The 17,133-nt window shown below is 52.8% G+C and carries 15 protein-coding genes; 7 read left to right on the top strand and 8 right to left on the bottom strand.

The window, feature by feature from the left end:
* Position 1: 1 nt before the first annotated feature.
* Genes trmH through gmk form a run of 4 tightly spaced genes read right to left on the bottom strand, consistent with a single transcriptional unit; the run spans position 2 to position 3,788 of the window.
* Positions 2-691, bottom strand: a complete 690-nt coding sequence (trmH, locus tag N438_RS18545; RefSeq protein ID WP_012540297.1) for a tRNA (guanosine(18)-2'-O)-methyltransferase TrmH — start codon at positions 689-691, stop codon at positions 2-4.
* 4 nt (positions 692-695) lie between these two features.
* The gene (gene spoT / locus N438_RS18540) at positions 696-2,816 is read right to left on the bottom strand and encodes a bifunctional GTP diphosphokinase/guanosine-3',5'-bis pyrophosphate 3'-pyrophosphohydrolase (protein WP_008806818.1); all 2,121 of its coding nucleotides are present in this window, start codon (positions 2,814-2,816) and stop codon (positions 696-698) included.
* Positions 2,817-2,834: 18 nt separating this feature from the next.
* Positions 2,835-3,110 carry a DNA-directed RNA polymerase subunit omega gene (rpoZ, locus tag N438_RS18535; protein WP_000135058.1) on the bottom strand — a complete coding sequence of 92 codons (276 nt, stop codon included), beginning with the start codon at positions 3,108-3,110 and terminating at the stop codon, positions 2,835-2,837.
* Between the two features lie 54 nt (positions 3,111-3,164).
* Entirely contained in the window at positions 3,165-3,788 is a 624-nt protein-coding gene (gmk, locus tag N438_RS18530; RefSeq protein ID WP_002922664.1) for a guanylate kinase, read from the bottom strand.
* Between the two features lie 257 nt (positions 3,789-4,045).
* On the opposite strand from gmk, the gene ligB reads away from it, so the two are divergent.
* Complete coding sequence (ligB, locus tag N438_RS18520) at positions 4,046-5,725, top strand: NAD-dependent DNA ligase LigB (RefSeq protein ID WP_046620718.1); 1,680 nt, start codon at positions 4,046-4,048, stop codon at positions 5,723-5,725.
* 5 nt (positions 5,726-5,730) lie between these two features.
* Here the strand turns inward: ligB and N438_RS18515 are convergent, their stop codons facing one another.
* Positions 5,731-6,348 carry a trimeric intracellular cation channel family protein gene (locus N438_RS18515; RefSeq protein ID WP_012540300.1) on the bottom strand — a complete coding sequence of 206 codons (618 nt, stop codon included), beginning with the start codon at positions 6,346-6,348 and terminating at the stop codon, positions 5,731-5,733.
* A gap of 275 nt (positions 6,349-6,623) precedes the next feature.
* On the opposite strand from N438_RS18515, the gene N438_RS18510 reads away from it, so the two are divergent.
* On the top strand, positions 6,624-7,874 hold the full coding sequence (locus N438_RS18510; protein WP_046620715.1) for a chloride channel protein: 1,251 nt from the start codon (positions 6,624-6,626) through the stop codon (positions 7,872-7,874).
* Between the two features lie 57 nt (positions 7,875-7,931).
* Here N438_RS18510 and N438_RS18505 read toward each other — a convergent pair whose 3' ends face one another.
* The 3 genes from N438_RS18505 to N438_RS18495 form a co-directional block, all read right to left on the bottom strand.
* Positions 7,932-8,990, bottom strand: coding sequence for a methylated-DNA--[protein]-cysteine S-methyltransferase (locus tag N438_RS18505; RefSeq protein ID WP_012967052.1), 1,059 nt, complete (start codon positions 8,988-8,990; stop codon positions 7,932-7,934).
* Between the two features lie 2 nt (positions 8,991-8,992).
* Positions 8,993-9,739 carry an isocitrate lyase/phosphoenolpyruvate mutase family protein gene (locus N438_RS18500; RefSeq protein ID WP_046620713.1) on the bottom strand — a complete coding sequence of 249 codons (747 nt, stop codon included), beginning with the start codon at positions 9,737-9,739 and terminating at the stop codon, positions 8,993-8,995.
* A gap of 182 nt (positions 9,740-9,921) precedes the next feature.
* Entirely contained in the window at positions 9,922-10,785 is an 864-nt protein-coding gene (locus N438_RS18495; protein ID WP_002922636.1) for a YicC/YloC family endoribonuclease, read from the bottom strand.
* A gap of 642 nt (positions 10,786-11,427) precedes the next feature.
* On the opposite strand from N438_RS18495, the gene N438_RS18490 reads away from it, so the two are divergent.
* The 5 genes from N438_RS18490 (at position 11,428) to rph (ending at position 17,028) form a co-directional block, all read left to right on the top strand.
* Positions 11,428-13,128 carry a lysophospholipid acyltransferase family protein gene (locus N438_RS18490; protein ID WP_046620711.1) on the top strand — a complete coding sequence of 567 codons (1,701 nt, stop codon included), beginning with the start codon at positions 11,428-11,430 and terminating at the stop codon, positions 13,126-13,128.
* 86 nt (positions 13,129-13,214) lie between these two features.
* Complete coding sequence (locus N438_RS18485) at positions 13,215-14,180, top strand: HlyD family efflux transporter periplasmic adaptor subunit (RefSeq protein WP_012967055.1); 966 nt, start codon at positions 13,215-13,217, stop codon at positions 14,178-14,180.
* Positions 14,173-15,090 (top strand): ABC transporter ATP-binding protein, encoded by a 918-nt coding sequence (locus N438_RS18480; protein WP_116696407.1) that lies wholly within the window; start codon positions 14,173-14,175, stop codon positions 15,088-15,090. Before N438_RS18485 ends, N438_RS18480 begins: the two co-directional genes overlap by 8 nt.
* Entirely contained in the window at positions 15,077-16,216 is a 1,140-nt protein-coding gene (locus N438_RS18475; RefSeq protein ID WP_012540305.1) for an ABC transporter permease, read from the top strand. The genes N438_RS18480 and N438_RS18475 overlap by 14 nt, the downstream gene beginning before the upstream one ends.
* Positions 16,217-16,311: 95 nt before the next feature.
* Positions 16,312-17,028, top strand: coding sequence for a ribonuclease PH (gene rph, locus N438_RS18470; RefSeq protein WP_002922602.1), 717 nt, complete (start codon positions 16,312-16,314; stop codon positions 17,026-17,028).
* The last annotated feature ends 105 nt before the right edge of the window (positions 17,029-17,133 follow it).

Raw genomic sequence — 17,133 nt, 5'->3', positions numbered from 1 at the left:
TTTACCTCGTTGCCTGCATGGTAGCCCACCATGCGTCATCGGCTTCCACTTCGCCCTGCTCGTTGACGTGGGGGTAAGGCAGACCTTTTTGTCTGGCGACGCGGGCCAGCACCGGATATCCGCCTTCGAACAGCAGGCGCTGCTGCTCTTCCGGCGGCAGCATGCTGTTGGCGCGTTGGTACATCCCGGCGTTTTGCCGCTGGCGCTGGGCTTCATACAGGATCAGCGCCGAGGCGACGGAGACGTTCAGCGACTGCACCATGCCGATCATCGGGATAATGATGTCCCGGTCGGCCAGCGCCAGCGCTTCCTGGGTGATGCCGGTTTTCTCCTGACCCATCAGGATGCAGGTAGGGCGCGTATAGTCGATTTCACGAAAATCGATGGCTTTGTCGGAAAGGTGAGTGGCGAGAATTTGCATGCCCTGGCCTTTCAGGTGGCCGACGGCATCTGCGATGGTGCGGTGGGTTTTCACCTGCACCCAGCTGTTGCTGCCCGCGGCGGCGGAGGCCATGGTACGCATCCGGCTGCTTGGCCAGACGGCATGCACTTCATGTACGCCAACGGCATCTGCGGTCCGAATGACCGCAGAGACGTTATGAGGCTTATGGACCTGCTCCATGCAGACCGTCAGGTCAGGCTGACGCCTGGCGAGCATCTCGCAGATACGCTCGTAGCGCTTTGAGTTCATAAAGCTAGTTTCGGTTACGGGTGACTTTAATCACGTCCGGCATGACGCGGATTTTGCGCATGATATTCGCCAGATGCACGCGGTCACGCGCGGTCAGGCGGATAAAGGCGCTGTATACGCGGCCATCTTTCTCTTCCGTATTCAGGCTCTGGATATTGGAAGACGCGGTGTTGATCGCCGCCGTCAGGTTAGCCAGCGCACCCTGGTGGTTAAACATGTCCACCTTAATTTCGGTGATGAACTCCTGAGCGGTCTCTTTATCCCACTCAACCGCCATAAATTTCTCCGGCTCTTTCTGGTAGCCGCGAATGTTACGACAGGATTCATGGTGGATAACCAGCCCTTTACCCGGACTGACGTGGGCGATAATCGGGTCACCTGGGATCGGGCGACAGCACTTGGCGAAGGTGATCAACACGCCATCGGCGCCTTTGATCGGCAGATGGCCGTGGTTCGACGCGTTAGCCGGTACCGGCGCCGCAGCGGCTTCGCCCTGCTGCAGGTTTTTCGCCACCACGACGCTCATGGCGTTGCCCAGACCGATTTCCGCCAGCAGATCGTCAAGCGTGGCCAGCTTCATGCGATCGAGTTCGCGCTGGATATTCTCCGGCGGGATCTCGGCGAGTTTGCGGCTTCCGCCCAGCGCGTGATTGAGCAGACGACGGCCAAGGCTGACCGAATCGTCGCGCTTAAGGTTTTTCAGCAGCTGACGGATCTTGGCGCGCGCTTTCGAGCTGACGACAAAGTTCAGCCAGGCGGCATTCGGGCGTGCGCCCGGCGCGGTGATAATTTCGACAGTCTGGCCGCTGGAGAGCGGCTGCGACAGCGGATAAGGCTGGCGATCGACGCGCGCGCCAACGCAGGCATGGCCGATATCGGTATGCACCGCGTAGGCGAAGTCCACCGGCGTGGCGCCGGCGGGCAGTTCGACAATGCGACCTTCCGGGGTGAAAACGTAAATCTCATCGGGGAACAGATCGGATTTTACGCTCTCGATAAATTCAAACGAGCTGCCGGCGCTCTGCTGCAGCTCCAGCAGGCTTTGCATCCAGCGCTGAGCGCGGATTTGCGCGGTGGTGCTGCTTTCGCCGCCGTGCTCTTTATAAGCCCAGTGCGCCGCAACCCCCATCTCCGCCATCTGGTCCATGTCTTCGGTACGAATTTGTACCTCGACCGGGACGCCGTGGGGGCCGATCATCGAGGTATGCAAAGACTGATAGCCGTTCGCTTTCGGAATGGCGATGTAATCTTTGAAACGACCTGGACGCGGTTTGTAGAGGCTGTGCATCTGGCCGAGCACGCGATAGCAGATATCGGCATCATGGACGATAACGCGGAAGGCGTAGATATCCATGATCGAGTGAAAACGCTGCTCTTTAAGCACCATTTTGCAGTAGATGGAGTACAGATGCTTTTCGCGACCGCTGACGCGGCAGGGGATCCCCGCTTCCTGCAACCGTCCTTCGATTTCGGAGAGGATTTTTTGGATCATCTCTTTACGGTTGCCGCGCGCCGCTTTGACCACCTCTTTAATGACGCGGTAGCGGTTAGGGTACAGCGCTTCAAAGCCCAGCTCTTCGAGCTCGGTCTTGATGTGATGGATACCTAAACGGTGCGCCAGCGGGCTGTAAATTTCCAGCGTTTCGCGGGCGATGCGGCGGCGTTTATCCGGGCGTAACGAGCCCAGAGTACGCATGTTGTGGGTGCGGTCGGCAAGCTTGATGAGGATGACGCGGATGTCCTGCACCATCGCCATGATCATTTTGCGAAAGTTTTCGGCCTGCGCCTCTTTCTTATCGCGAAACTTGAGCTTATCAAGTTTCGACACCCCCTCTACCAGTTCGGCAACGCTTTTACCAAAAAGCTGTTCCATGTCCTGGTAGGTGGCGGGGGTATCTTCAATCACATCATGCAGCAGCGCGGCCATCAGCGTTTCATAGTCGAGCTTCATCTCGGCCAGAATGCAGGCTACCGCGACCGGGTGCGTGATATAGGGTTCACCGCTTGAACGTGTCTGACCCTCGTGAGCGTCACGTGCAACGAGATACGCCTGCCGAAGGCGCTTGATTTGCTCTTCCGGCAGGTAGTTTTGAATCAGCTGATTCAGGCTTTCAAACAGATACAAGGGCGACCCGCTGTGTGATTAACGACGACCTTCAGCAATCGCGGTAACGGCTTGTAATTCAGCGGCTTCCTGCTCTTGCTGTTCCTGGCGCTCACGTACGTCGAGGATCTGGTTGTTGATCAGACCTTCTTCGATTTCGCGCAGTGCGATAACGGTGGTTTTATCGTTTTCTTCCGGTACCAGCGGATCCTTTCCGCCTACCTGCATCTGACGAGCGCGACGCGCGGCGACCAGTACCAGGTCAAAACGGTTACCAATTTTCTCTACAGCGTCCTGAACAGTTACGCGTGCCATACTTAAAATGCTCCACAGGTGAAGAAATGACTGGGCATGATACTGAATGTGGGTTCAGTCTGCCAATAGTTTGGTGATTAAAGCGCCATGTCGCTGCTTTTGGCGGCTCATGCGCAGACGTTCAGCGCGGATGATATTTTTCAGGTCGCTCAGGGCGGTGTCAAAATCATCGTTCACAATCAGGTAATCATATTCCGCGTAATGGCTCATTTCCGCAACGGCCTGGGCCATCCGTTTCGCGATCACCTCTTCGCTGTCCTGGCCGCGGCCGCGCAGGCGACGGTCCAGTTCATCTTTTGACGGCGGCAGAATAAAAATGCTGCGTGCGCCGGGCATGCTTTTACGGATCTGCTGCGCACCTTGCCAGTCGATATCGAGGAAGACATCGACGCCAGTCGCCAGCACCTGCTCGATCGCTTTACGCGACGTGCCGTAATAGTTGCCAAAGACCTCTGCATGTTCCAGAAACGCGTTTTCGCCAATCATCGAGCGGAATTCGTCGTGATTCACGAAGAAATAGTGTTCGCCGTGCACTTCACCCGGACGCGGCGCCCGCGTGGTATGGGAGACCGATACCTGGGTGTCATACAACGGTTGGGTTTTTAATAAAGCCTGAATCAGGCTGGATTTACCCGCGCCGCTAGGGGCGGAAACAATATAAAGCGTGCCTTGAGCCATGAGTGTCTTTTGTATGTGGTTATCGAAAGAGGTCCTACATACGAGCCTATTATACACGTCGCCGCGGCGTGACGCAGTCATTGTCACACTTTTTGCCGCTGTTTCTTTCATTTTGCCTGCCGTTTTCCTGAATTCGCTAGCCGTTGCTGCAATGAAGCGTAAATCCTGGAAGACGCTTCGCAAGGCGAAAAAGTACCCGTCGCGGCTCGCGGTGTTCTACAGCAGACTCTCCGCCAGGTGATGAAGGAGGGACTGCAATGCGTAAAGGAGGGTGGTGGCTGGCGCTAGGGATGTTCTCTGCCAGCGCGCTGGCGACGTGTCCGGAGTGGCCGCCGGCCAGAGGAAGGCAGGAGATTTCACGCCTTCATCAGCAAATTGTCGCCTGGAAAGAGGACTACTGGCGACAAGGCGCCAGCGAAGTGAGCGATGAGGTTTACGACCAGCTCACCCTGCGCCTGGCGCAGTGGCGACAATGCTTTCCGGGCGCGACGCCTGAAGATGACGATCTGCCTCCGCCGACCGGCGATACGCGTCATCCGGTGGCCCATACCGGCGTGCGCAAGCTGGCGGATGAGGCCAGCGTGGCCCACTGGATGAAAAATAAAGCCGACCTGTGGGTACAGCCTAAAGTGGACGGCGTGGCGGTCACCCTGGTCTATCGCCAGGGGCATCTGGTTCAGGCTATCAGCCGCGGGGATGGCCTGCGCGGTGAGTTGTGGACCGCCCGAGCGCGGCAGATCCCGGCGCTGGCGAAGCTGACGACCGGCGAACTGGCCAACAGCGTGCTGCAGGGGGAGCTATTTCTGCGTCGGGAGGGGCATATTCAGCAGCAGGCTGGCGGAATGAACGCGCGGGCGAAAGTCGCCGGGTTGATGATGCGAGCCGACGCGGCGGCGGCGCCGCTCAGCCAGCTGGACGTTTTTATCTGGGCCTGGCCAGACGGTCCCTCGGATATGCGCCGTCGACAGCAGCTGCTGGCGCAGGCGGGGTTTGGCTACAGCGGACAATACACCCATTCGGTAACGCGCGTTGAGCAGGTGGCGGAGTGGCGCCAGCGCTGGTATCGCTCGCCGCTCCCCTTCGTCAGCGATGGCGTGATTGTGCGCGAAGGGCGCGAACCGCCGGGACGTGTCTGGTCTCCCGGAAAGGGAGAGTGGCTGGCGGCCTGGAAGTATCCTCCGGCCTCGCAAGTGATAGAGGTACGGGCGATCCATTTCAGCACTGGCCGCAGCGGCAGGCTCAACGTCGTGGCCCAGCTTGAGCCCCAGCGGCTGGATGATAAACGCGTGCAGCGGGTTAATGTTGGCTCTGTGGCCCGCTGGCAGGCGCTGGATATTGGGGTTGGCGATCAGCTGCAGATCAGTCTGGCAGGGCAGGGTATTCCTCGGATCGACGCCGTTGTCTGGCGGACGGCCGAGCGCCATAAACCGACGCCGCCGGCGGCAAAATTCAATGCGCTAACCTGCTATTTCGCCACCCCTGAGTGCAGCGAACAGTTTCTTTCCCGGCTGATCTGGCTGTCATCAAAGTCCGCGCTGGATGTCGATGGCGTGGGGGAACATTTATGGCGCGCCATTCAGCAGCAAAACCCGATGACGCATATTTTTTCCTGGCTGGCGCTTACGGTGGAGCAGCTGCAGACGGTGCCAGGGATCTCCGCCGCCCGCGGGCAGCACCTCTGGCATCAATTTGATCTCGTTCGCAAACGGCCTTTTATCCGCTGGGTGCTGGCGATGGGGCTCCCGGTGCCTCAGGGGGCGCTGGCGCAGCTCGAAAGCGAGAACTGGCATCTGCTGGCGGCAAAAAGTGAAGCGCAATGGCGCGCGCTGCCGGGCGTGGGGGAGATCAGAGCCCGCCAGCTGGTGGCCTTCCTGCACCATCCGGATGTGGTGGCGCTGGCGCAATGGCTCAGTGGTCAGCGCATCCCCGGATTTTGAGGCGGTTAGTGGCTATCATGGGTGTAGTGGAAGACCGGTAGCCCCAGTTTCCAGCGCAGTGCCAGCATGCGGGCGGTAAAGCCGAACAGCAGCGTAGCCAGCACCACCACATCGTGGCTGCTGACGTAATGTTGCAGGGCAATATAGAGTACGGCTGCGGCAAACGAGATCCCGGCATAGAGCTCTTTCTGGAAGACCAGCGGAATGCGTTTGCAGAACATATCGCGCAGTACGCCGCCAAAAACGCCGGTGATGACCGCGGCGATAGAGGCGATGATCGGACCTTCGCCCATATCCAGGGCGATCTGCGCGCCGATGATGGAAAACACGATCAGCCCCAGCGCGTCCAGCACCAGAAACAGCCGGCGAAGGTGAGGCATCACTGGAGCGGCAATGGTGGTGAGGACGGCGGCGACAGCGACAATAATGACATATTCCGGATGTTTCACCCAGCCGAGAGGATAATGTCCCAGCAGGATATCGCGAACGGAACCCCCGCCCAGCGCGGTCGCGGTGGCGATAATGATGACGCCAAACGTGTCCATCCGCCGGCGCCCGGCAGCCAGCGCGCCGGTCATGGCTTCCGCGGTGATACCGATTAAATACAGAACATGAAGCAGCATAGATCCCCCCAGATAATGGCGGGCAGGTTAACGATTTGTGCGCAGGATCACGATTGAGATTTTCTAAAGCGAATCATTTACGCCAGGAAAAATTAATGGAAGTAGTATCTGTGATGGCTTGATTTAAAGGTTTATTGATTTTTTAGGTATTTTTATTGATTAGAAAAAGTAATGCTAAGTGAAGCGACGGGTATCACTATCGAAGACACTATGATTACGCAATGTTTAAGTCTCGTCCTTTATTCTTTTATTTTTCCTTTTCAAGGCCTGAGAAAATGAGCGTCGCCGCCGGGAATAAAAACAATCTGACCCGCCTGATAGCCGTGGTATTAACCGGGATTCTGGCTGGCCTGGCCGGCATGGTGCTGGCGCTGATTTTACATGCGATACAGCACCTGGCTTTTGGCTACAGTGCCGGGCAGATCGTCGGTTCGGTGTCATTTTTACAGGGCGTCACGGAGTCGTCCTGGCCACGCCGCATCGCGGCAATCGTGGCCGGCGGTGGCGTCGCCGGATTTGGCTGGTGGCTGCTTGGTCGCTATGGGCAGAAGCGGGTTTCCATTGCGGCGGCGGTGGCCAACCCTTCCGTACCCATGCCAGCAGGCACCACGACGATCCACGCGCTGCTGCAGATCGTCACCGTAGCGCTGGGTTCCCCGCTTGGCCGCGAAGTGGCGCCCCGGGAAATGGGCGCGCTGGGGGCGGGGATGGTGGCGCGTAAGCTGGGCCTGCTGGAAGATGAAACCCGCACCCTGATCGCCTGTGGGGCGGGCGCCGGTCTGGCGGCGGTCTATAACGTCCCGCTGGCAGGGGCGTTGTTCAGCCTTGAGGTCATGCTGCTGTCGTTTAGCTGGGAAAAAACGCTGGCGGCGATAATGACCTCGGCGATTGCCGCGTGGACGGCTACCCTGGGGTTAGGGGATGAATCGCAATACCATTTTGTTTCCAGCACGCTTCCGCATTCCTTTCTCTGGTGGGCGATTCTGGCGGGCCCGATTCTTGGCACCGGCGCCTGGCTCTTTCGTAAAGCGACCAGCGCAGCGCGTTCACGCGTCCGAAGTAACTGGCAGATGCCGGTGTTCTGTCTGCTGGGGTTTTCCCTTCTTGCCATCCTGAGCCTTTATTTCCCGGAACTTCCGGGCAACGGCAAGGGACCAATGCAGCTGGCGCTCAGCGACGGGCTGCCTCTCTCTATGGTCGCTATCCTGTTAGTGTTGAAGATGGTGGTGATCCTGGCGGTGCTGCGCGGCGGCGCGGAGGGTGGATTGTTAACCCCGGGGCTGGCGGTAGGCGGACTGGTCAGTCTGCTGCTCTGCGCGCTCTGGCAGCTCGGCTTCCCTGGTGGAGATAAAAGCAGCTTCGCTCTGGTGGGGGCGGCCGCGTTTCTCGCCGCCTCCATGCAGATGCCGCTGACTGCGGTGGTGCTGGTGATGGAGTTCACCCACATGGATCACAGCTATCTGGCTCCGGCGCTGCTGTGCGCGGCAGGGGCGTTTTTAACCTGCCGGGCGCTGGACAAAAAATAGGTTTACCGAGCCGCAGTGAAAGTGAACAGGGAGGGGCCCTTCATCCGGGAAGTAAAATCAGCCGCATTTTTCCCTGATGGTTGCCTCATGGTTAATAAGCCATTTTTTACGTGCAACGCCGCCGCCGTAACCGGTCATCGAACCATCTTTGCCGATAATTCGATGGCAGGGGATGATAATCGCGACGCGGTTAGCGCCGTTTGCTGCAGCCACCGCGCGCGTGGCCGTTGGTTTACCTATATCCATCGCAATCGATTGATAATGCGTCGTCTCACCGAAGCTAACGTACTGTAAATGGCGCCAGACCGCTCGCTGGAATTCGCTGCCTGGGGTATCAAGCGCCACCTCGAACGATTGACGCCGCCCGGCAAAATACTCCGTTATTTCCTGTTGCGCCTGCCGGGTGTGGGCGTTTTCACCGGCGATGATGCTGGCGTCGAACCGTCGCTGCAGGTCGCTGAATTCTGTCTCCAGCGCTCGTCTGTCGACAAACTCCAGCAGACAAATCCCCCGCTGCGTTGCACAAACAAACATTGGCCCTAACGGGGTGGTAAAACGATGAATTAAAACAACCTGGCGTTGCGCGCTGGGTGCGGAACCGGTCAATTTTTTGCAGGTATAGCCGAAACCGCTTAAGGACTCATAGCCGCTATCGAAAGCGACATCGGTGGTTGATCGGCCTGCTTTCAGCTCCTGAAGCGCCATATTAACGCGCTGCATCCGTTGAAAAGCCTGAAAGGTGATCCCGTGGTTTTGCAGGAACCAGCGGCGAACGCGTTCCGGGCTAATATCGTGCTGACGTAGTTCGCTATCACTGAGACGAACCTTCGGGTCTTCTCGCAGCAGGCGGAGCGCTTGCTCAACAAAGGCGGGGGCTGTCCGGGCATTCTCCGTCGGGCGACAGACTTTGCATGGCCGGAACCCGGCATCCAGCGCGGATTTAACGTCATTATAGAATTCGACGTTTTCCCGCCTGGGTTTTCGCGCCCGACAGACCGAGATACAAAAAACGCCGGTGGTTTTCACGCCAACGAAAAAGACGCCGGTAAACTCCACAGCGCGTTCAAGCAGCGCCTGATACCAGATATCGCACTGGATGCTGTCGGTAATTTTCATGGTCAAAAAACACCCGAGAAAGAGTAGTTAGCTTGCACCTGACATAATAAGTCTTTCAGTCTGGCCTGTGTGGCAGCATGAATAAAATTGCCCATCGAAATTCGTTTTACGCCCAGTGCCGATAAGGTACTGAAGTCTGCCAGCTCAGGCATACACATTACGTTTAAGGGTAAAGGCACGTGGCGGACAATGGCGGTAATATCTTCCGCGCGGGTGACGCAAGGCACAAAAAAACCGCATCCACCATGGTTAGCGTATAACTGACCGCGATAGAGCGTCTCATCCAGTGCATTTGGTATGTTGAGAAGAAAGGTATCGGTGCGGACATTAACAAACATATCGGGACAAGCGTGGGTGATTTCCTGGATTTTGGCGGCAAAGACCACGGCATCGTCAAGACGACGCGTATTATTCACCACATGACTATCCTCGAGGTTTATTCCGCTCACGCCGAGATGCGCCAGACGCTGGATATTGTCAATGATGTGGCTGGTTGTGGCGCTGTAGCCCGCCTCTAAATCGACGCTTAACGGCAGTTCGCTAACAGCTTTGATGCGTGAGACGATATATAACAGCTCGTCAAAACTCATCTCTTCGCCATCTTCATACCCTAACATTGCGGCGATAGCAGCGCTGGAGGAGCCCAGCGCCTGATAACCGGCCTGCTGAGCGGCCTGAGCGCTGCTGGCATCCCAGACGTTGGCAAGCAACAACGGTTGGTTTTGCTGGTGAAGCGCGTTGAAGTTCATTCTTTTCTCCCGCGGTGGTGTGTCCCCAGACTGTGCCGCGTTGGGCTCATTTGCCACAACCGAAAACTGGACGACTATTTTTATACGTAGATTCTTATCGTCAGCCGGCGGGAGAGATAAATAAAAAGGCCATGATTGATCATGACCTTTTATACGGTAGTGCCTGGATGGGTGAGAAAGCGTTACTCGATATTCTGGATCTGTTCGCGCATTTGCTCGATCAGTACCTTCAGCTCAATCGCGGAGTTGGTGACCTCGGCGTTAATCGATTTTGACGCCAGGGTGTTCGACTCACGGTTGAACTCCTGCATCATAAAGTCGAGACGGCGACCCACAGCCTCTTTCTTTTTCAGAATGTTGTAGGTCTCTTTAACGTGCGCTTCGAGGCGGTCCAGCTCTTCGGCAACGTCGATACGCTGCGCCATCAGCACCAGCTCTTGCTCAAGACGGTTATTTTCCAGCTGCACTTCCGCGTCTTCCAGTTTGGCAACCAGACGCTCGCGCTGCCACTGGAGAATTTCCGGCATATGAGCTCGAACTTTCGCCACTTCGCCGCTCACCCCTTCAAGCCGCTGCTCGATAAGCGCTTTCAGGGCCTGGCCTTCCGTTTCGCGGGCGACGATGAAGTCGTCCAGCGCGCCATCAAGAGCGGCCAGAATGTCGGCGGCGATGGCGTCGAGATCCTGCTCTTTGGCGGCCATCACGCCCGGCCAGCGCAGGATATCAACCGGGTTGATTTCCCCTTCATCGCTCTGCATTTTCACCCAGTTGGCAGCGTTGACCAGCTGTTTAGCCAGCTTTTCGTTGAGGATAAGTTCACCCTGAGCGCTGGGATCTTGTTCAAAACGCAGGGTGCATTCGACTTTACCGCGAGTCAGGCGGGCGCGAATGCGCTCGCGTACCACGGGCTCCAGACTACGGAACTGCTCCGGCAGGCGGAAGTACGTTTCCAGATAGCGCTGGTTTACCGAGCGCAGCTCCCATGCGGCGCTACCCCAGTCACCCTTGATTTCACGGCGGGCATAGGCGGTCATACTGCGGATCATAGACGTTCCTGTTTTCGTAATAATGAATGCAAGGATTATAGCTATGCGGGCGGTGACTTAACAGGAATAGTGATGAAATACCTGGATGGCGATTGTTTTGAGGGGCATAGCCACAATCTATTTCATGCAATTACTAAGTTAAGCGAGCGGTATGCTTCTGTTGTGGGTAAAATAAGACGTTTTGTATTAGCGACTTTACGTCAATGACGCTGTTAAGTTATATGTGGTTAATTATTTGGGCTTACTGAAGAAATGGTTTTTCTGCGCTTTGTTGACCGCGGGGAGATATTACTTTTTGCTGTAGTTAATGGTTTTATGTTATTTGGCGTGAACATCAAATACAGATAGTGCTATACGAGCTGGTTTCTTGATAGAAAATATGATTAGAGTGATGATTTTGTGCCAAATATAACCACAGGAAATACTACGGTGTATTATCTTTAAGTATTATGTATGCTTTTTTTGAATTTGTTGCGGCGAATATATTAAACCTGCTATTGTTTATATTGTCTTCATGAATATTATCACTTCAACTATATTCATTAATTTTGTATTAGTGGGTTTTCATTTTGGGCGGTATTGTCCGACAGAAGGATCACGAGTATAGTCGTTTTAGATTAGTTCTATAAAAAGGATTTTAATATGAACGCTATCTTTGACAGAGTCATTAGAGAGTTTTTCCCGGATACCAATATTCCACACTGGAAAAAATGGGTTTTCAGAGCCGCATTTGGCAATAAGATATTCTCTCGTTTAATAAACGACGAACGGTTAATTGATAAAAATGGTGTGCATTGGGTTAGTTCGGTCATTGATTTTTTTAACGTCCGATGTGAAACGGAATGCTCTGACTTTAATAATATACCCCGACAGGGTGCTACAGTTGTTATTTCAAATCATCCGACGGTAATGGATGGTATTGCTTTAATACATACTATCGCTCAGGTCAGGAAAGATATAAAAATAGTGGCTAACCATATTTTGCCAATGATATTCCCACAGGTGGCAGAACTTACCATTGGTATTGAGAATATGGCTGGTAAGATGAGCCATAAGAAATTCAGGGAAATGAACGATCACCTGAAGAACGGTGGTGTGTTGATTATTTGTCCTGCAGGTAAGTTGGCTAGCTGGTCTCTTTCAGGTTTACAGGAACATCAATGGAATCCCGGTTTTTTACAACTGGCGATGAGAAACAACGCGGCGCTGGTACCTGTTCATATTACGGGATCAAACAGCAAAACTTATTATTTAGCTGCGACGGTCTGGCGGCAACTGTCAAATATAATGATTATTCGTGAAGCGCTACGCCATCGTGGTAAGACCATGAAAATCAAAGTAGGGCAGCAAATAGCCTTATCTTCGTTTAATCGATTTAATAAAGATCTGTCTGCCGCGTCAAGTGTATGCTTGATGCATCTCCAGAGCATCGGAGAGAATGGCCCGGCGCTGGTAGATACGGTTTCTCCGCAACAATTAACAGGTAGTCGAGAGAGTTTAATAAACGCAATAGAAGAGTGCGAAGTATTAAGACAATTTGATGATGGTAGAAAATTATTGATATTTCGCTGTAATACCCTCGGAGACTCACCCATTATTGATGAGCTAGGGCGCTTACGCGAGCGCTGTTATCGCGATATTGGCGCTGGATCCGGTAAAGACAGAGATAATGATGTTTTTGATGAAACCTATTACCATGTCATTTTATGGGATCCTTCTGATGAAGAAATACTGGGTGCCTATCGTCTAATACCCGTTGGTGAGCAGTTAGCGCAACATGGAATAACAGGCCTCTACAGCAACAGCCTGTTCAAATACCATAATAATGCCTATTCCTGTTTAAGCCAGTGTGTGGAAATCGGCCGTGGATTTATCCAGAAGCCTTATCAAAAAAGTAATGTTCTTGATTATTTATGGCGGGGGATATTTGATTTTATAAAAAGATATCCAGACTATAAATATTTGTTAGGTGTGTTGACGATTCCCGGCTCTTTTCCTGAAGAGGTGCAGAAACTCATTGTAAGCTTTTATAATATGTACTTTCCCAGTTCGGTTAACTTTTGTACGCCAATTCAATTATTCACTGCAGAAGGTGCACAAAGTGATAGCCCATTTTCCGGAAATGATTTTAGAGACGACTGGCGTGTGCTTAACGATTTACTGAGAGAAAAAGGTTATGAACTACCATGGCCTTTTAAACAGAGCGCTAAATGGTTTTCTCCAGGCGGATCGTCGATTCTTGCATTCACAAAAGATGATGCTTTTCACTCGATCGCTGGTTTAAACCTGAGTGCTCTCGATAAATTGAATGAAATATACTTTAAGCATTATTTAAAGGATTAAACTGACGATAACGTTAGGGTTTGGAATGAGAATAATTCAATCCAGACATCAGTAATGAAAAACTCTATGCGTACGGATGCGTTTTAATGCAAAAGCCAGTAAATATATTTATTGTTGTGATAGCGATGCTGATGATAACGGGGTGTGATAACAAACCGGAGAACAGGTTATCTGGTTATTCACATGGCGAATTTGTCTATCTTTCTTATTCTTCCACTGCAAAAATTGAACAGCTATTCATTAAGAAAGGAGATAATGTCACGCCTGGACAAGAGTTAGTGAAGATTGAGTCCTTTGATGCGCAAAATATTTTCCTGCGAGCTGAGGAAAAACTTTCTGCAGAGAGCGCATTATTGCGAAATCTGGAGTCGGGAGAGCGGCCTGAAGAGCTGGATATTATTCGTGCCCAGATTAAAAAAGCACGATCGGCGGAATCCCAGGTAAAGCGTCAGCTTGAGCGGTATCGTAATCTTTACGCCAGTCGCGCCATCTCGCTCGCAGAATGGGAGGATATCCGGGATGAGTTAACGCAAAAAGGCGCGCAGGTTGAAGAGTTAATTAATCAACTCAAAGCGCGGCAACTGCCTGCCCGTCAGGATGAGATTAGCAAACAGCTCTCGATGGTGGCCGCGGCAAAACTCGAACGTGATAAGGCGCTTTGGGATGTCCAGCAAACGACGATTGTTTCTCCGGTCAATGCTAAAGTCTTCGATATTATTTATCGTGCCGGGGAACGGCCCACTGCCGGCAGACCAATAATTAGTCTGTTACCTCCTGAGAATATAAAAGTACGCTTTTTTATACCCGAGGCGATGCTTGGTAAATTTAAAATCGGAACTAAGGTAAAACTGATATGCGATGGTTGCGCTGAGCCCATTGCTGGCGTGATTAACTACATCAGTCCTGAAGCGGAATTTACGCCTCCGGTTATTTATAGTACGAAACGCCGGGAGAAACTCATTTTTATGGCTGAGGCTGTTCCTGCCCGGAAGCAGGCTGAGCGGATGAAAATCGGCCAGCCGTTTGATGTGGAGGTTATTGGTAATGAATAATCTTTGTATTGATGTAAAAAATCTCAATAAGTATTTTGGTGAGCATCACGTCGTAAAGGATTTCTCTTTGCAGGTGGCCAAAGGCGAAATTTATGGTTTTCTTGGGCCGAACGGTAGCGGGAAAACAACATCGATTCGGATGATGTGTGGTTTGATTACCCCGGATTCAGGTGAAGGCTCTTGTCTGGGCATGGACATCTTTACGCAGCGGGAAAAAATAAAAAAAAAGATAGGTTATATGACCCAGTATTTCTCAATGTGGGGAAATTTAACCATCCGGGAAAACTTACTTTTTATCGCGCGGTTGTATAGCCTCGACCAACGTAAAGCCCGGGTTGAACGCGCGCTTTCAGAGTTAGGCCTCACTACCCGACAGCATCAGCAGGCCAGGGAGCTTTCTGGAGGCTGGAAGCAAAGAATGGCCCTCGCCGCTTGCATGTTGCATGAACCCGTTTTGTTGTTTCTCGATGAACCAACCGCTGGCGTGGATCCGAAAGCGCGGCGAGAGTTCTGGCAAATGCTGCATCAGTTATCGGACAGAGGGATCTCAATCCTGGTGAGCACGCATTATATGGATGAGGCCGAGCGCTGCCATAAGGTTGCCTATCTGTATTATGGCCGTCTGTTGGCGAATGGCACTATTTCGTCGATTATCGCGTCCCAGAATCTGATCACCATGCGAACCAGTGGCACCGGTCTGACGCTGCTTGAAAACCAGCTACAACGCTTGCCGGATATTGAGCAAACGGTCATTTTTGGCAATCAGCTTTATATTACTTCCAGAGATGAAGCCAAATTAAAGTCCACGCTTTTTGCATTTACACAACAGGGCTATGAGTTCTGTCAGGTGGCTACCAATCTGGAAGATGCATTTACCTACTTGATGAAAAACGATTGTGAAAAAAATTAATTTAAGCTTCTCCTTTACCCGTTGGATCGGCGTGGTTATTAAGGAAATCCACGAATTACGTCGTGATAAAGTCAGCATTAGTATGGTGCTCCTGACACCTATTTTTCAGCTGATCATTCTTGGCTATGCGATCAATATGGATCCCCATAATCTTCCTACCGCGTTATTAAATTACGATACCGAACGCATGAGTCATATTTTTGTGACGGAAGCGCAAAATACAGGGTATTTTTCAATGATTCCTGTCGATTCAGAAGAGGCGGCGCAGAAAGCGTTCGTTCGGGGAGATGTCACTTTTATCGTGACGATTCCTGAGGGGTTTACGCGCAAGATGCTGCGTGGAGAAAAGCCTCAGCTGTTAATTCAGGGGGATGCCATCGATCCGATAACCACGGGGAATGCGCTAAGTGCCCTTGTACAGGTGGCGAAATCGATGTTTCAACACGATTTGCCGGGCGACATGCGTGTCTCGCAAAAAGAGGATGATTTCGAGCTTATTATCCATCGGATGTTTAACCCTGAGGGGATTACCCAGTTTAATACTATTCCAGGTATTATGGGATCGATACTCAGTACCACCTTGATCCTGATGACCGCCCTGTCTATTACCCGTGAGCGAGAAAACGGGGCGTTAGAAAATTTACTGGTCTCTCCTTTGACCGGGTTTGAGGTCATTGTCGGGAAGATAACGCCTTTTGTTGTCATCGGTTTGTTCCAGGCGACGTTAATTCTGATTGCCGCTGTGCTATTGTTCGATATTCCCCTTCATGGTAGCGTTTTTCTGCTTTTTTTTGTGCTGTTAATATATGTTTTCCTCTGCCTGTCAATTGGCATTGGTATTTCTGGCCTGGCACAAAACCAACTGCAGGCGCTGCAAATGTCGTCATTTTACTTTATTCCTTCCATTATGCTTTCCGGCTTTATCAGCCCCTTTATTAGTATGCCTGACTGGGCGAAAGCCATTGGCTCCTGTTTACCGCTGACCTATTTCATCCGACTGGTTAAGGGCATCATGCTGAAAGGCTATTCTGCGATGGCATTATTACCCGACCTTTTGCCACTGATCGGCCTGGCGGTGATAGTGATTGGCGTGGGGTTGAAATCTTATCGTAAAACACTGGACTGACATTATGTGCGTGCCCGGCACGTGTTGGCATAGGCTTTTCGCCATGAAATTCGTATAATGCGCCCCACATTCGTTTCAAGCCGGAGATTTCTATCATGCGTCCAGCAGGCCGTAGCGCTAATCAGGTGCGTCCCGTCACCCTGACCCGTAATTACACAAAACACGCTGAAGGCTCCGTGCTGGTCGAATTCGGTGATACCAAAGTGTTGTGCACCGCTTCCATTGACGAAGGCGTTCCGCGTTTCCTGAAAGGACAGGGGCAGGGCTGGATCACCGCTGAATATGGCATGCTGCCGCGCTCAACGCACACGCGTAACGCGCGTGAAGCAGCAAAAGGCAAGCAGGGCGGCCGGACGATGGAAATTCAGCGTCTGATCGCTCGCGCGCTGCGCGCGGCGGTTGACCTGAAAGCGCTGGGTGAATTCACCATCACACTCGACTGCGATGTGCTGCAGGCCGATGGCGGCACCCGTACGGCGTCGATTACCGGGGCCTGCGTGGCGCTGGCCGATGCGCTGAACAAACTGGTGGCAGCCGGCAAGCTGAAAACCAACCCAATGAAGGGGATGGTTGCCGCGGTGTCCGTTGGTATCGTTAACGGCGAAGCCATTTGCGATCTGGAGTACATCGAAGATTCCGCAGCGGAAACCGACATGAACGTGGTGATGACCGAAGATGGCCGCATTATTGAGGTGCAGGGGACGGCAGAAGGCGAGCCGTTCACCCATGAAGAGCTCCTCACTCTCCTGGCGTTAGCCCGAGGGGGGATCGAATCCATTATCACGACGCAGAAGGCGGCGTTAGAAAATTAATGATTAAGGCGACTGAGAAGTCGCCTTTTTTTTGCGCTTCATCCTTCATTACACCTGCGAAGGATGAGCGCGTAGTCTGACAATGATGAAAGTACCAAAAGGAGC

This window comes from Klebsiella sp. GL120222-02, assembly GCF_003097195.1.
GTDB classification, from domain to species: domain Bacteria; phylum Pseudomonadota; class Gammaproteobacteria; order Enterobacterales; family Enterobacteriaceae; genus Klebsiella; species Klebsiella variicola.
This window is presented reverse-complemented; position numbering and strand designations above follow the sequence as displayed.

Excerpts from the sequence above, each read along its gene's own strand:
- trmH (WP_012540297.1), bottom strand. The coding sequence starts at position 691 with ATGAACTCAAAGCGCTACGAGCGTATCTGCGAGATGCTCGCCAGGCGT.
- rpoZ (WP_000135058.1), bottom strand. The coding sequence starts at position 3,110 with ATGGCACGCGTAACTGTTCAGGACGCTGTAGAGAAAATTGGTAACCGT.
- gmk (WP_002922664.1), bottom strand. The coding sequence starts at position 3,788 with ATGGCTCAAGGCACGCTTTATATTGTTTCCGCCCCTAGCGGCGCGGGT.
- ligB (WP_046620718.1), top strand. The coding sequence starts at position 4,046 with ATGCGTAAAGGAGGGTGGTGGCTGGCGCTAGGGATGTTCTCTGCCAGC.
- N438_RS18515 (WP_012540300.1), bottom strand. The coding sequence starts at position 6,348 with ATGCTGCTTCATGTTCTGTATTTAATCGGTATCACCGCGGAAGCCATG.
- N438_RS18510 (WP_046620715.1), top strand. The coding sequence starts at position 6,624 with ATGAGCGTCGCCGCCGGGAATAAAAACAATCTGACCCGCCTGATAGCC.
- N438_RS18505 (WP_012967052.1), bottom strand. The coding sequence starts at position 8,990 with ATGAAAATTACCGACAGCATCCAGTGCGATATCTGGTATCAGGCGCTG.
- N438_RS18500 (WP_046620713.1), bottom strand. The coding sequence starts at position 9,739 with ATGAACTTCAACGCGCTTCACCAGCAAAACCAACCGTTGTTGCTTGCC.
- N438_RS18495 (WP_002922636.1), bottom strand. The coding sequence starts at position 10,785 with ATGATCCGCAGTATGACCGCCTATGCCCGCCGTGAAATCAAGGGTGAC.
- N438_RS18490 (WP_046620711.1), top strand. The coding sequence starts at position 11,428 with ATGAACGCTATCTTTGACAGAGTCATTAGAGAGTTTTTCCCGGATACC.
- N438_RS18485 (WP_012967055.1), top strand. The coding sequence starts at position 13,215 with ATGCAAAAGCCAGTAAATATATTTATTGTTGTGATAGCGATGCTGATG.
- N438_RS18480 (WP_116696407.1), top strand. The coding sequence starts at position 14,173 with ATGAATAATCTTTGTATTGATGTAAAAAATCTCAATAAGTATTTTGGT.
- rph (WP_002922602.1), top strand. The coding sequence starts at position 16,312 with ATGCGTCCAGCAGGCCGTAGCGCTAATCAGGTGCGTCCCGTCACCCTG.